Genomic DNA, 13,007 nt, shown 5'->3' with positions numbered 1-13,007 from the left:
CAGGGCAATCAGGGACTTCGTGAGACCCTGGGTGGCGTGGGGGACAGGGGGCAGGGCAGGGCGTGGCGTGTCTCCGTAGGAAAATGGCCAACGGTGAGTCATTTTGTCTACTCCCTGAAATATTTTGGGCAAACGAGGGCATTCTCTAGCTATGGCAAACTCAAACACCCTATGCAACGGTGATTCTAAAGGATCAGGCCGGAGATGGGGTGTTTATTTTTTTCGCAAGGAAGCCGTCTGGAAAAAGCTGCAATCAAGGGATAGAAATTTCCAGAGGGCTGCTTTTGATGGTTTTTTGCCTGACGGTTTTTCCCTGCCGATGTTTCAGGTGGCAAAGGTGCGATCGCCCGCATCCCCCAGGCCGGGAACGATGAAGCCGTGTTCGTTTAACTGTTCATCAATGGCGGCAGTGTACACTTGCAGGCTGGGATAGGTTTCGTTGAGGCGCTTCAGGGCGGGATGGGCCGCGACGACTGAAATAATGCGCACATTGGCCGGATCTACCCCCCGTTGCACCAATTCCCCCAGCACAAAGCTGATGCTGCCCCCCGTGGCCAGCATGGGTTCGGGGATGAGAATGCGTATCCCGTCGGGCAGGCGATCGGGGAGTTTGTTCAGGTAGCAACTGGCTTCCAGGGTTTCTTCATTACGCACGAGGCCGATGTGGTACACCGAGGCGAGGGGCAGCAGGGATTGGGCACCATCCAGCAGGGCCAGCCCCGCCCGCAGGATAGGGACCACGGCGATCGCGGCGTGGGGATCAACGACGGTGGCTGGACAGGAGGCAAGGGGAGTTTGCACCGTGAGGTCGATCGTGGGGAGCCATTCGCGCAGAGTTTCGTAGGTAAGCCAGCGTCCGAGTTCGGTCATGGCGGTGCGGAAGAGGGCGGGGGGGGTGTCGGCATCACGGGCGACGGTCAGCCAATGTTTGATCAGGGGATGGGGCGGCACATAGACGCGCAGTTGCAGGGTCATAGATTGGGCAGGCTCTCAGAATGTCTTCCCTATTCTCTCAAAAAGCCTTGAATTCAACCCTAGAAGTCTATCATCCCTAAAGTTGGGGAATTGTAGGTTGGGGTCGAGTGGGTGCGACCTAATACGTTCACTGGCTTTTTGGGGTCGCACGGCGTTTGACCCAACCTACCAAATCAAGATTGATAGACCACTAGGGCCAGAATGGGTGTCCCCTTGATGAGCGATCGCGGTTAGAAAAGGATATAACCGGAACTTGAATAGCCGTCCTACGCTGGGAGAGCGAATCTTGCCATTAACTCATCATTGCTTGATGCCTCATCCGCTTGTTAGGGGGATTTCTGCTCTCCTTGCACTGGGGGGCACGATCGCTGGCGGGGGGCTGCCAGCGCAGGCTGAGGTCTTCGTTGAAGCCGCCACTCCGGGCCGTTTAGCCTTAGCACCCAATAGTTTTACGGTTTTACAGACAACGGTGCCAGCCACGGTCAAGATCCGTACTGATATTCCCGTCCACCTCCAGGTTACCCCACCTGTTTTGCGCTTTGGGGTTTCACCCGATCCCAGTGACACGGTGAAGCGGACCGTGATGCGCCTCAATACAACCCAGGTGGCTAGTGATGATCCCATCCCTCACCTAAACCTGCCGATCGGTCTGAATGAAGTAGCCCTCTCTATGCAGGTCCAACGCTCCACCTATTTTTTGGCTGGTGATTACCTGTATGAGGTCAGTTTAACGGTCACCCCCTGAGAAACGTCATAATTCGTAACCTGCGATCGTTTTACGGAACAGATTGGGCATAATGGTCCGTAATGTTACGGAAATTCGACTGGGCGATCGGGATGCGAGGCCGAACCGGATGGGCGTCAAGATATCTCCATAACAAGATATCTCCATAAACTGAAAACGGATGGTCTGAAACGGGCGGCTTGAGATAGGTGGCTGGCGGATTGATGGAAGCACACTCAACCCTAACGATTGCTGGCCTAATAAACATTGACTGCAATCCAGGAGACATTTGATGTTGCGACCCCTATTCTTAACTTCGGCATTGGCAGTCGTGGGCAGTCTGCCCCTAGCCCCTATTGCCACCGCTCAAACCGTCAATGTCCCGTTCAATGGCAACATCTCTAGCCTTTGTGTCGTGGGTCAGATTACCCCAGGGATGCTGGGACAGATCCTGAATCCGATCAGTGGCCAGCAATTCTTAAGGTCTTGGGGCGGCAGTGGTACCCCGGCATCGGGATCGGTGGCTGTCAACTGCGTCGGGGATGTTACCATCCGGGTCGATGAGGTTTCCCTGAGCCAGTGGCCGACCAATTTGTCTGATCCGAGCAGTGTTGCTTGGTATGCCGAGGTCATTAGCCCCAGCTCGAACCAGATTGCCTTTCGGAGATCCAGTGGTGAGTTTGAGAATGCCTCGTTAGTTGCTGGCAATTATACCCTCCGTGTTGATATGGAGGCGACGCGCACACCACCGAATAACCTCCCCACTGGGAACTATCAATTCCAGGTGCAATTTACCCTGGTTCCCTAGCCATCGACAGACAGATAGACGGATGACGATCGACTGATCCCAGGAGAAATTTGATGTTACGTTTTTTATGCTTAACTTTAGCTGGGACGGTGCTGGGGAGCTTTGCCTTGTCCCCGCTAGCCTTGGCCCAAACCGTTAATGTTCCCTTTAATGGGACAGTTCCCGGCGTGTGTACTGTGGGTCAGATTACCCCAGGGGTGTTGGCCTATTCGACGATCGTATCGGGTTTAGCCACCCTCACCTCCTTTGCCAATTTGGGTGGTGTGCCAGCGGCGGTGCCCGTTACCTGTAATGGAGGGGTCACGATTCGGGTTGATGGGGTTTCCCTCCTCCAGTCTCCTGACAATGCCCCTGATCCCCCAGGATCGGGTTGGTATGCCGAAATCATTAATCCCAGTACCAATCAATACGCGACTCGCGAATCCAGTGGTAGTTCACTAACAGCTCCGCTAGCGCCCGGTAGCTACACCCTGCCGGTCAATATGCAGGCCTCGCGTCTACTGCCAAATAATCCTTATGCGCCTGGCAACTATCAATACGAAGTGCAATTTACGCTGGTCCCCTAGTCCCGCAAACATATAGTTTAGCGACGTTGGTAGTAACGACTTTAGTCGTTGCAGGCTAAAGCCAGCACTACAAACGTTGCAGAATTTGCTCTTGGAGTTCCTAGGGTTCTGTCCAGCTTAAGTTTATTGCTTGGTGTCCACTGATGGAGTGAATGGGTATGACGGCGTTCACGATCGCCCCGCTCTCGCAACGACTTTTCCCCACCAGCTTGGCCGTCGGCCTGCTGCTGTGTCCGGGGGCGGCCTTGGCCCAAATGAGTCTCTCGCCGTTAGTCCTACAAACCACGGCCAGACGGGGCGAAGCACAAGGGGTTCTGAATGTCACCAATGTCACGGATCAGGTGTTCCGGGCCAGGGTCTACGCCGAACCCTTTACCTATACCGATAGCGGCTTTCAAACCCTGCAACCGGGTGAAGCAATGGGCGACTTAACCCCCTATTTGCAATTTTCCCCCACGGAATTGGTGGTTCCTCCAGGGGCCACCCGTCGCATCCGTCTGATTTCCCACTTCCCGCCTAATCTAGCTGAAGGGGAGTATCGCGCCGTGATTTTCACAGAGGCATTACAAGGGGATAACCTAACCGAGGTGGCCACTGATAATACGACCTATACCGTGAGTATCAAAGCCCGAATTGGAGCCACTTTTTATGTTTACCAGGGGGACTTGTCCCCGGCATTGAGTGTCGAAGGGGCAAGCTGGAATGCGGAACGACAAGCGATGCAACTCTTGGTCAAGAATGGGGGTGGCGCATCAGAACGACCCCGGATTAACTGGACGCTCAAACAGGGCGGTACCACGATCGCCACGGGGACTGTGCCCGAATCTGGTGTGATTGCCCAAACGCAACGTCAGATTCTTTTACCCTATCCGGCCCCTGATCAGGCTCCCCCTAAAGCGGGGGAATACCAACTGCTGGGAGAATTGGTGTGGATCGCCGCCGATCGTACACGAACAGTGCCTTTTAACGTGAACCTTACCTTGCCGGTCATCCCCCGCTCAGCCGCCCCACCCTAGGCCCTGCCCGCCAACCGCTCCTCCAGCCTTGTTGGCGATCGTCTCACAACGGCATACGCACTAGCCACCGCCAGCCTTGGATTGGGAAACCCAAGGTAGACTGGGATTTAGATGTGAGAAGCACGTATGAACTGGATAAGCGGCTGGGTTGCCCTCCTGGTGGGTAGCTATGGGAGCATGGCACTGCCCGCCCTGGCACAGGCGGGATTGCCCCAGGCTGATCCTACGGCCAGGGATTCCGTTTCCCCATTGTCCCGTCCTGAGTTGCTGCCAATCGAGGTGCCAAAACCTGCTTCAGGATCAGAGTCGGTGCCAACGCCAGAGGCCGGATCAGTGCCCGCGCTCACAGAACTTTCCCCAACCTCTACAACCGAATCTCCTACAGCCGAATCCGCCACAGCCGAATCTCCTACAACCGAATCCTTTGGGGTCTTTCCTGTGGGCCTCAATCTCGATCGCCGCAACGTGGTGCCCAGTACCCTGGTCCGGGGGCGCGAAGATGGTCGTCAGGCGATCGCGTTTTCCCAATGGTTACTGCCCTTTGAGACCGTGATGACCGCCCTCCAATTTCGGATCACGCCCCTTGAGGATGGCCAACTGGAACTCCGCTCCCCTGGGGTCATCCGGCGTCTGGACCCGAATACCCTCACGGTTGATCCGAGGCTGGGGTTGGTGATCGCGATCGCGGAAATTGAAACGCTGCTGGGTGTCCCCAGTGAATTTGACATTGAGGAATATGCTATTGTCTTCCGTCCCCCCTGGCTAACGGTGGTGACGGGACGGGGCGCTCCGGGCGAGATCCCCGTGCTCCTCGACGGCTTACCCAAAAGGCAAGCGGCTGATTTTGTCTGGGGAACGGTGAGCCAACGCTTAGAAAGTAGCGGCACCCTGAACAATCCGGGGAACACGGGAGGCTGGGGAAACACAAGTTTCGGCTCCGGTCGTCGCACGTTCACCGACCATCGCGGTGACCTCAGCGCGGTGGGAACCCTTTTCGGTGGTAGTTGGTTTTTCCGGGTCAACCAAGCTGATCTGCTTGATCCCCAATCCTGGCAACTCAGCGAATTGCAGTATCTTCATCAAACCGATCGCGCCGACTATGCGATCGCGGCCCAACCCCAATTTTGGTTTAGTCCCGAAGGGGGCCAGTATTGGGGCGTTACCACCATCCAGCGCTGGGGCTTTACCCCGCCCCCCAGTATGGCTACTGGCAGTGGCTTTACCCCCAGTCAGCGCCTCCAGGCCGAAACCCTCGAGCGCACGATCGGGGGCCAAGCTCCCCCCGGCACTCTGGTTCGGCTTGTCAGGGGCTTTCAGAATGAAGTCATGGGCGAAGTGTTGGTGGATGCTTCCGGGGTTTATCGGTTTGATCAGGTCCCCACGGGCCAAAGGGGGGGAGCCAGTTACCGGGTGCTCCTCTATCCCAACGGTCAACTCACCGCCACCCCCGATGAGCGGGTAGCCCGTTTCCTGAATGTGACCGGTCAATTGCCCCATCGCGCCTCGGCCCTGATTTTTTCAGCGGGAATGCGTCGCGAACTGGGGAATCAAAATGATTTTTTCGGAGAATTGACTAATCTCCAGGGCGGCGTTGCCTATCGCCAGGGCATCTCCGAAGACTTGACCCTTGGCATTGGGACAATCTACCAAGATACTCCTCGGATACTGGGTGAAGTTTTTTATCAACCCAATGCTTTTCCTTTGCAGGTGTCCCTTTCTGCCCTATCCACTAAGACCCAAAATGGCTTAAATATTAATAGCAATCTGGTTTTTCAACCCTTGCCAAGACTGAGTATTAGTTTCAATAGTGACTTGTATTCCGAAAGAGCTAATCTCAACTGGCAGTTGCTCCCAAATCTCCTGGTATTTGTCGATGGCAATCGTCGCACGGAGGTCATTAATGGCGGCTTCCAAACATCCTTGCGCCAGAAAAACTTTTTCACAACCCTGCGCATAGCAACCAATACTCACCAGCAATGGCAATGGAACGTGGATAGTCGTTTTGAACGTTTGAAGCTCAGTAGTCTGGGAAATGAGGCGGCGAGTAATTTCCGTCTGAGCTATAACGTATCCACCCAAAATTTAAGTCAAATTAGCCTTGATATTGGTCATTCTGTCCTGTTTGACTATGCCACCAGTCACACTACCAGCGATCGCGACTACCTCGCGACCCTTGGCTGGCGCTATCGTTCCCAGAAACAACTCAATGATGGCCGTTACTTGTGGGATATCGACCTCAGTTATGGTAGCGGCTCCCAGGGGCAGGGGGTAATTGCCGCAGCGTCTACGGGCGTGCTACCGGGCCTCGCGTTACGGGCCAGATATCAACAGATTGCTGTCACCTCGAACGAAGATAGCTTTCGGGTTGAGGTGGTGCCGATCCTTAACTTCCAGCAGGGGATTCATCCCGACGATACTCGCTTTACCGATTTGCGTACCCTGGGTGGGTTACTCATCCAACCCTTCTTTGACGAGAACAACAATGGTGATCGGGATGCGGGCGAAAAGTTATATCGAGATAATCCCGAATTACTGATTGTGTTAAACCACCAACCGATCGCGGCCTTCCGTCCAGACCGCCGCCGCAATGGCCTCTACGTGCGCCTTTCCCCCAATACCTATCGCCTTGATCTTGACCCAGCGGGCTATCCCCTGGACTGGAAACCCGTGGAAACTGCCTATGCCGTCGAAGTTGTCCCCGGCAGCTACACGCCTGTCCAGATTCCCCTGATCCTGTCCTACACGGTGACTGGCGTATTGACGGATGGGGAAGGGGCCGCGATCGGGGGCGCTAGGGTTGAGGCAGTCCCCACGGCAGGCGGCTTGCGCAAACTGTCGGTTACGAATGGAGCCGGGGTCTTTGTCTTAGAGAATCTGAGCCAGGGGACGTATCAACTTTTGATCAACGGCAATCCGGCCCAACCCGATACCCTGACGATCGAGGCCGAAACCCCTGCCTTCCAGGAACTAAATTTACGTTCAGCCATACCGTAATCTTGGCGCACGAGGGGGGTCTTAATGGCCGATTTCTCCGATCGCGGCTGTCTATCGGTGCTATGGGAAGGTGGTGGTCATGGCGGTCCAGGCGATCGCCGAGGGAGTGATCCAAAAGGTCTATGCCTTCGTGGCCCTGAAACTCATTGGTGGTCTGGCGGCTCCCACCCCGATCGGGGAATTGGGTTTCACGCAGATGACGCAGGCGTTGATGTTGAAGGATATGCAGGTGCGATCGTTCGGCCCCGATATTTTTGATAGAAGGGTATTTACCCCCACCAGAATCGTTCAGGTAGCTGGCGTATGGAATTTCACTTGGGATGCGCGGTTTGGTCCTATCCAGAGTGGGTGGGTAGTTTCTATCCGGCCAAGAGCCGATCGCGGGACTTTTTGCGGCTGTACGGGCAACGCTTTACCACTGTTGAGGGGAATACCACCTTCTACGCCATCCCCGATCGCGCCACTCTGCACCGTTGGGCAACGGCCACGCCCTCTGGATTTGAATTTTGCCTGAAACTCCCGCGTGCCTTCAGCCATCAAGGTCTCCTGCTGCCGCACTTAGCCGCCGCGTGTGCGTTTTTGGCATCAACCCCAACCCTGGGAGACCGTCTAGGACCTACATTTATTCAACTGCCGCCTAACTACGGACCCGATCGCTGGGACGATCTCACCGCTTTTTTGCAGGGGATGACGGCGATCGGGGTGCCCTTAGCTCTGGAGGTGCGCCATCGGGATTGGTTTATTGATGCCCACGGCAATCGCCTCAATGGTTTTTTGCGCGACCTGGGTATCGGGCGGGTGCTTCTGGATAGCCGTCCGATCTATGACTGTCCCGATAATCCCCAATTGCACTCGGAACGGCGTAAACCCCAACTCCCTCTCCAACCCGTCCTCACGGCTCCCTTTACCCTAATTCGCTTGATTAGCCATCCCACTGCCGACTGGAACCAGCCCTATCTCGCGGCATGGGTGAATCAGGTCGCTACTTGGCTCCAACAGGGAACGCGGATCTACTTTTTTGTCCACTGTCCCCAGGAGGCGCAATCGCCCCACACAGCCCGTCAATTCCAACACGCCCTGGAACGCCAAGGCATTCCTGTTCCCCCGCTCCCGTGGGACCAATTAGTACCAGAACCCAGTCAACTGACTTTGTTTTAAGGTGAGTTTGGTGAACAAGCACAAGGTCAAATTGCGACTACCAAACTAACGCATCGCCACACTTGGCGGATCAGGCTATCCTGCGCCGCATTAGTTCAGTTGCTCTAGGGATAGCAGTGCCTTTATCCCCTCAGCCTACCATCCTCCTCAACCCTTTCCAAAACCCCTTTCCAACCCGGTCAAGCTAGTTGAGCTAATTTATGGGCAACCCACAAAAAACACGATCGGGATTGCACCGGGGGCAATTCCTTCGCTATCATAGAGAACTTGTGTGTTATGCGATTCATCGCTCAGAAGTCCGCCCAAGGAAGGGGAGATCATGGCCAAACGAGTACAGCTAGTGCTAACCAAGAACGTCAGTAAATTGGGTCGGGAAGGGGATCTGGTGGAAGTAGCCCCTGGGTATGCCCGCAATTATTTGATTCCCCAGGGATTGGGAGCTAACGTCACCCCTGGCATCCTTAAGCAAGTGGAACGGCGACGGGAGATTGAACGCCAACGGCTGGCCGAAGAGAAGCAAAAGGCAGATGCGATTAAGGCAATCCTCCAGCAGTCGCAGCACTTTACGATCGCCAAGCAGGTGGGTGAAAACGAAGCGATCTTTGGGACCGTTACGGCTCAAGATGTGGCCGATGTCATCCAGGGTGCAACGGGCCAGGTGATCGATCGCCGGGGGGTTACCCTGCCTGAGATCAATAAGCTGGGCACCTACAAGGCGGAGATCAAACTGCACCCCGAAGTGACGGCGACGGTCGAGATCGAAGTCGTCCCGAACGAATAGCCACAACGGACGCTCCCTTCGCCTGCGTGCCAAGTGGCTCGAAAAGCAAATCCTGCAACGTTGGTAGTGCTGGCTCTAGCGTGCAACGACTAAAGTCGTTACTACCAACGTTGCGAAGCCTTGTGTTTACTGTAAGGGTGCGTCTTGGGCCGTGATTTGACGCACGACGGTCCAGGCGGAATAACTGACACCCGCAGTCCCTTCGCCGGGATGGGTAGAGTCTCCAACCAGCCACAGGCCAGCCACAGGGGTACGGTGGGCAAAGCCAAACGGGCCAAAACTACTGGGTCGCTGGGCAACGCCACCGACAATTCCGCGATCGCGTCCGGTATACCGAGCAAAGGTGCGAGGGGTGGCCGCTTCGCAATGGCGCAGGGTATCGGGGGTTAACCGGAAAAATTGGCCCAGGTGGGCGATCGCCGTGGTCTGGTATTGCGCTTTGAGCTTGGCATAGTCGGAACAGTGCTCCCACAGGCCGGGATCGGTAAAGGACGAAGCAATAATGGTGGCTTGGCCAGCCGGTGCCCGACCATCCCCTGGTTGGCTCACGGAGACAAAGAGGGAATTGTTTTCCCCGATCGGTCCCTCGCGATCGTACAGAAATTGGAGATGGGGGGGACACCCCGCCGGGATAGCGGCCTGGGTTACTCCCAGATACACCACAAAGGCCCCGGAGGCGGGGGGCAGTTTCTCCACCCGTTGCTGATAGTCCTTGCCCAGGGGCGAGCACCTAGGCCCAGAAATAGCTGCACGATCGTCCAACAGGCGAACCAGGTTCTGGACCGTTACGTTGGCAATAATAATGTCCGCACTTTCCGTGCGGCAGGCTCCCGTTTTGCGATCGCGCACAACCACACCGACGGTCCGGCCCGCTTCCGTGAGAATCTGCGCCACAGACTGCCCCAGGCTTAGTTGCCCGCCTGCTTGGGTCAGGGCAGTTACCAAGCGATCGCTGAGGACCTGCATACTGCCCTTGAGGTGAAATAGACCGTGGGGGGATTGGGAGAGGCCCAGGGCCGTTGCCGCATAGAGGAGGGCGGTCTCGTCAGCCTCCACCTGGGAATAAAGTTTCAATTGCAAATCCAGGAACCGTTTTAAGCGCCATTGTTGTTCCAATCCGTACAGCCGCAGGGCATCCCCCACGGTTGCCAAGGTAAAGGGAACCGTTAGCAGCGTATCGGGGCGAATGGCCTGGAGCAGTTGTCCCAAATCCCAGAGATTGCGGGGCGGCAAAATGGGGTCACGGCTCTGAAAGGCCCAACTGGCTTGAAACAGGGTGTCTAAAAGTTGCCAAAAGCCATCGCTACCGGGAAATTGGCGTTGCCGTTCCTGTTGCCAACGATCGCGATCGCGCCACATGCGGATGGGTTCCGTTTCCCCCGGCAAATACACGGCACAGGCTGGATCACAGGGGGTTGCCGCCGGTAGCTCAACCCCCAGTTCGGTAAAAATGCGGTGGTGAATCCCCCCCGGCTCCAGGCCCGCCACCTGGGTCGCCCCCACATCAAAGGTAAACCCGCGTCGCTGAAACGTTGAGGCACAGCCCCCCGGTACCCAAGCCTGCTCCAATACTCGCACCCGGTAACCCCGTCGGGCCAAGAGGGCCGCTGCCGTTAACCCGCCAACCCCCGCCCCCACCACGATCACCGTGGGATCTTGGCCCAAACCAGTCGTCGCGGATGCACAAGAGACGGCAGTCATCGTAAATTCACAATTCTTAATATTTATTCCTTTCACCTTACCGCAGTCCGGGCGGTTTGGGGAGCCGCCTGGGTGGGGGGTGGGCTTTGCTCCTATCATGGAGTTGAATATCGGCGTGTATGAACAGGTAAAGCGTACTATGGGTGGTTTGTTAGCAATTTGGACCCGCATGTGTCCTTGGTTGTTGGCGGGGATTTGGGGGATTTGCCTCTGGGGCGCGAGTCCGGCTAGCGCCGCTTGGGCTGCGGACTACAATAAGGAATTTCTCGTTGGGATGGATTTTTCTCAGCAGGATTTGACCGATTCCACCTTCACCAGCGCCAACCTGCGCAATAGCAACCTGAGCGGCAGTAATTTGCAAGGGGTTAGCCTATTTGGGGCCAATCTGGAAAGTGCGGATCTGTCGGGGGCTGATCTGCGAAATGCCCTGATTGACAATGCTCGCCTGACCCACGCTAATCTAACCAATGCTATTCTGGAGGGGGCTTCTGCCGCCAATGCCCGCTTTAATGGCGCAACGATCGCGGGGGCCGACTTCACCGATGTGCTGATGCGGCCCGATATGGAAGTCTATCTCTGTGGGATTGCTACGGGGACCAATCCCGTGACCGGGCGGCAAACCCGCGATACGCTCGCTTGCGAGTGACTGAACCCTAACCCAATGCGAGTGACTGAACCCTAACCCAAGACCGCTGTGGCCAGGAAGGCTAGCCCGATCCCCACGATCGTGAAGCCAGCCATCTGGAACGGCGATTGGGCCTGGGCCTGCGCCCGCAGGACCCGTCCCCCAGCAAATACCCCGATCGTGACGAGCAATTGGATGAGCGCAAAGCCCGTGAGGTAGGCGACTAGGGGTGTCATTTCCGCACCCACAATCGACTCGCCGTAGGCATAGCCATGAAACAACCCTGCGATCGCCACCAGGATCGCGCTCAACAGTGGCGGTAGGGCCTGTCGCAACGCTAAGATGCCGCCAATCGCCAGGACGGATAGGGCAACCACAGCTTCAGCGATGGGTAAATCAAAGCCGTGTAGGTGCAACCCGGTACCGGCCAAGGTGGCGAGGATAAAGGCGATCGGTAATGTCAAGCCGCCACGGGTCAGGGCAGATAGCAGCCCGATTGCCACGACAAAGGCAAAGTGATCTAGGCCAATGATGGGATGGGCCAGTCCAGAGAGGAACCCCTCAAAGAAATTCGTTGGGGTTGTCCCGCCGATGGCATGGTGTGCCCAGGCGGGTTGACCAATGAGCAGCAGGGAAGCCCCCGCAATCAAAATGCTTTTAGCGGCATGGGCAATCTGGCTAGGCTGCAAATGAGCCGATGGCGCAGTCGATCGAGAGAAGGCTGAAGGAGCCATCATCCGTACCTCGCAGATGTGGATAGGGTGAGCAGTCGCGATCGGCGGGTGTTCTGACTGGCGATCACCTGCGGATCGCGTCACAGTTGCGGGACAGTGCCGGACTGAAACCGGGCTTTCCCCGTTACCTCCAAGGGCTGATCCCCCCCGGAACCAATCGTGATGAAACGCCAAAGGCGTATCGAAACTCCCAGTGTACTGGCTAAGGGGACTGGCAATTCTTAATTAAAGTCGGTTTTAACAATACGCCTGTCATCATCCAGGGTTAACCATGCGGGTTTAGTCATCCGGCTGCAACCATACGCCTGCGATGGGGGTGCTCAACTCGCTGCGGGGGGCGGCAGTTGGCGGAGGCGATCGCGGTAAATGTCGATCTTCATGTCAGGATCATTGCGTTGGCTCAGCGATCGTTGGACTTGGCCCAGAACCAGTGGCTCGGAAACACCGGGTTGTGGGTGGAGGAGGGTGCGGGCGCGGATCGTGAGCTGGGTGTCATTTTGCGCCCCGCGACCGAGGGAAAATAAATCACTCGCGGCCTGCTGCAGGGTTGCCTCTAGCTCCGCTGCCGTGATCGAATTGGGAACTGTGATGACAGCGTGGTTAGCACCATTGTCGTAGACGACGACATAGCGAACGGCACCAGGGATGCTCGTGCGGGCGATCGGCACAATGCTCAGGGCAAACAGGCCCGCCGTGAGGACCAACATGAAGCCCGTTGCCCCCACCAGCCGGAAGCGCACCCCCCACTTCAGGGCTAAGCCAATGCCGGTCACGATAGCACAGATGATAGTTAAGATCCCGGCCCATTGGGTCAGGAGCAGGAAGGTTTCGGGGCTGAGGGTCATCATGCGCGTTCGGTTATTCTCCCTTTTTGAGCGGTTGCCCGTCGGGTGCTGGGGTTGGCTATCCCGACTAGGCCATTGTT

The 13,007-nt window shown here is 56.5% G+C and carries 12 protein-coding genes and 1 riboswitch; of the genes, 8 read left to right on the top strand and 4 right to left on the bottom strand.

Annotated elements, in window-relative coordinates:
* Positions 1 to 324 precede the first annotated feature (324 nt).
* Positions 325 to 975, bottom strand: coding sequence for a uracil phosphoribosyltransferase (gene upp, locus ACWIUF_RS04630; protein WP_448571075.1), 651 nt, complete (start codon positions 973 to 975; stop codon positions 325 to 327).
* Positions 976 to 1,285: 310 nt separating this feature from the next.
* On the opposite strand from upp, the gene ACWIUF_RS04625 reads away from it, so the two are divergent.
* The 7 genes from ACWIUF_RS04625 (at position 1,286) to rplI (ending at position 9,022) form a co-directional block, all read left to right on the top strand.
* Positions 1,286 to 1,720, top strand: coding sequence for a hypothetical protein (locus ACWIUF_RS04625; RefSeq protein ID WP_448571074.1), 435 nt, complete (start codon positions 1,286 to 1,288; stop codon positions 1,718 to 1,720).
* A gap of 271 nt (positions 1,721 to 1,991) precedes the next feature.
* Positions 1,992 to 2,507, top strand: coding sequence for a hypothetical protein (locus tag ACWIUF_RS04620; protein WP_448571073.1), 516 nt, complete (start codon positions 1,992 to 1,994; stop codon positions 2,505 to 2,507).
* A 53-nt stretch (positions 2,508 to 2,560) separates the two neighbouring features.
* A complete protein-coding gene (locus ACWIUF_RS04615; RefSeq protein ID WP_448571072.1) occupies positions 2,561 to 3,073 on the top strand; it encodes a hypothetical protein in 513 nt (170 codons plus the stop codon).
* A 158-nt stretch (positions 3,074 to 3,231) separates the two neighbouring features.
* Positions 3,232 to 4,089, top strand: coding sequence for a hypothetical protein (locus ACWIUF_RS04610; protein WP_448571071.1), 858 nt, complete (start codon positions 3,232 to 3,234; stop codon positions 4,087 to 4,089).
* A 126-nt stretch (positions 4,090 to 4,215) separates the two neighbouring features.
* A complete protein-coding gene (locus ACWIUF_RS04605; protein ID WP_448571070.1) occupies positions 4,216 to 7,083 on the top strand; it encodes a carboxypeptidase regulatory-like domain-containing protein in 2,868 nt (955 codons plus the stop codon).
* Between the two features lie 303 nt (positions 7,084 to 7,386).
* Entirely contained in the window at positions 7,387 to 8,241 is an 855-nt protein-coding gene (locus ACWIUF_RS04600; protein ID WP_448571069.1) for a DUF72 domain-containing protein, read from the top strand.
* A 319-nt stretch (positions 8,242 to 8,560) separates the two neighbouring features.
* Complete coding sequence (gene rplI, locus ACWIUF_RS04595; protein WP_448571068.1) at positions 8,561 to 9,022, top strand: 50S ribosomal protein L9; 462 nt, start codon at positions 8,561 to 8,563, stop codon at positions 9,020 to 9,022.
* A 126-nt stretch (positions 9,023 to 9,148) separates the two neighbouring features.
* Here rplI and crtD read toward each other — a convergent pair whose 3' ends face one another.
* Positions 9,149 to 10,723, bottom strand: a complete 1,575-nt coding sequence (crtD, locus tag ACWIUF_RS04590) for a C-3',4' desaturase CrtD (RefSeq protein WP_448571067.1) — start codon at positions 10,721 to 10,723, stop codon at positions 9,149 to 9,151.
* Positions 10,724 to 10,862: 139 nt separating this feature from the next.
* Between crtD and ACWIUF_RS04585 the strand changes: the two genes are divergently transcribed.
* Positions 10,863 to 11,369, top strand: coding sequence for a pentapeptide repeat-containing protein (locus ACWIUF_RS04585; protein ID WP_448571066.1), 507 nt, complete (start codon positions 10,863 to 10,865; stop codon positions 11,367 to 11,369).
* A gap of 32 nt (positions 11,370 to 11,401) precedes the next feature.
* On the opposite strand, the gene ACWIUF_RS04580 is transcribed toward ACWIUF_RS04585, so the two are convergent.
* Both ACWIUF_RS04580 and ACWIUF_RS04575 read right to left on the bottom strand, forming a co-directional pair.
* Entirely contained in the window at positions 11,402 to 12,085 is a 684-nt protein-coding gene (locus tag ACWIUF_RS04580; protein WP_448571065.1) for a HupE/UreJ family protein, read from the bottom strand.
* A 23-nt stretch (positions 12,086 to 12,108) separates the two neighbouring features.
* A riboswitch (cobalamin riboswitch) is annotated at positions 12,109 to 12,255 on the bottom strand.
* 147 nt (positions 12,256 to 12,402) lie between these two features.
* A complete protein-coding gene (locus ACWIUF_RS04575) occupies positions 12,403 to 12,930 on the bottom strand; it encodes a DUF2518 family protein (RefSeq protein WP_448571064.1) in 528 nt (175 codons plus the stop codon).
* Positions 12,931 to 13,007 lie beyond the last annotated feature (77 nt).

The organism is Trichothermofontia sp., assembly GCF_053493415.1.
Note: the sequence above shows the minus strand (reverse complement) of the source record. Positions and strands in the feature narration are given on the sequence as shown.

What these genes read in the sequence shown, in the direction of transcription:
- upp (WP_448571075.1), bottom strand. Translation starts at nt 975, where the DNA reads ATGACCCTGCAACTGCGCGTCTATGTGCCGCCCCATCCCCTGATCAAA.
- ACWIUF_RS04625 (WP_448571074.1), top strand. Translation starts at nt 1,286, where the DNA reads ATGCCTCATCCGCTTGTTAGGGGGATTTCTGCTCTCCTTGCACTGGGG.
- ACWIUF_RS04620 (WP_448571073.1), top strand. Translation starts at nt 1,992, where the DNA reads ATGTTGCGACCCCTATTCTTAACTTCGGCATTGGCAGTCGTGGGCAGT.
- ACWIUF_RS04615 (WP_448571072.1), top strand. Translation starts at nt 2,561, where the DNA reads ATGTTACGTTTTTTATGCTTAACTTTAGCTGGGACGGTGCTGGGGAGC.
- ACWIUF_RS04610 (WP_448571071.1), top strand. Translation starts at nt 3,232, where the DNA reads ATGACGGCGTTCACGATCGCCCCGCTCTCGCAACGACTTTTCCCCACC.
- ACWIUF_RS04605 (WP_448571070.1), top strand. Translation starts at nt 4,216, where the DNA reads ATGAACTGGATAAGCGGCTGGGTTGCCCTCCTGGTGGGTAGCTATGGG.
- ACWIUF_RS04600 (WP_448571069.1), top strand. Translation starts at nt 7,387, where the DNA reads ATGGAATTTCACTTGGGATGCGCGGTTTGGTCCTATCCAGAGTGGGTG.
- rplI (WP_448571068.1), top strand. Translation starts at nt 8,561, where the DNA reads ATGGCCAAACGAGTACAGCTAGTGCTAACCAAGAACGTCAGTAAATTG.
- crtD (WP_448571067.1), bottom strand. Translation starts at nt 10,723, where the DNA reads ATGACTGCCGTCTCTTGTGCATCCGCGACGACTGGTTTGGGCCAAGAT.
- ACWIUF_RS04585 (WP_448571066.1), top strand. Translation starts at nt 10,863, where the DNA reads ATGGGTGGTTTGTTAGCAATTTGGACCCGCATGTGTCCTTGGTTGTTG.
- ACWIUF_RS04580 (WP_448571065.1), bottom strand. Translation starts at nt 12,085, where the DNA reads ATGATGGCTCCTTCAGCCTTCTCTCGATCGACTGCGCCATCGGCTCAT.
- ACWIUF_RS04575 (WP_448571064.1), bottom strand. Translation starts at nt 12,930, where the DNA reads ATGATGACCCTCAGCCCCGAAACCTTCCTGCTCCTGACCCAATGGGCC.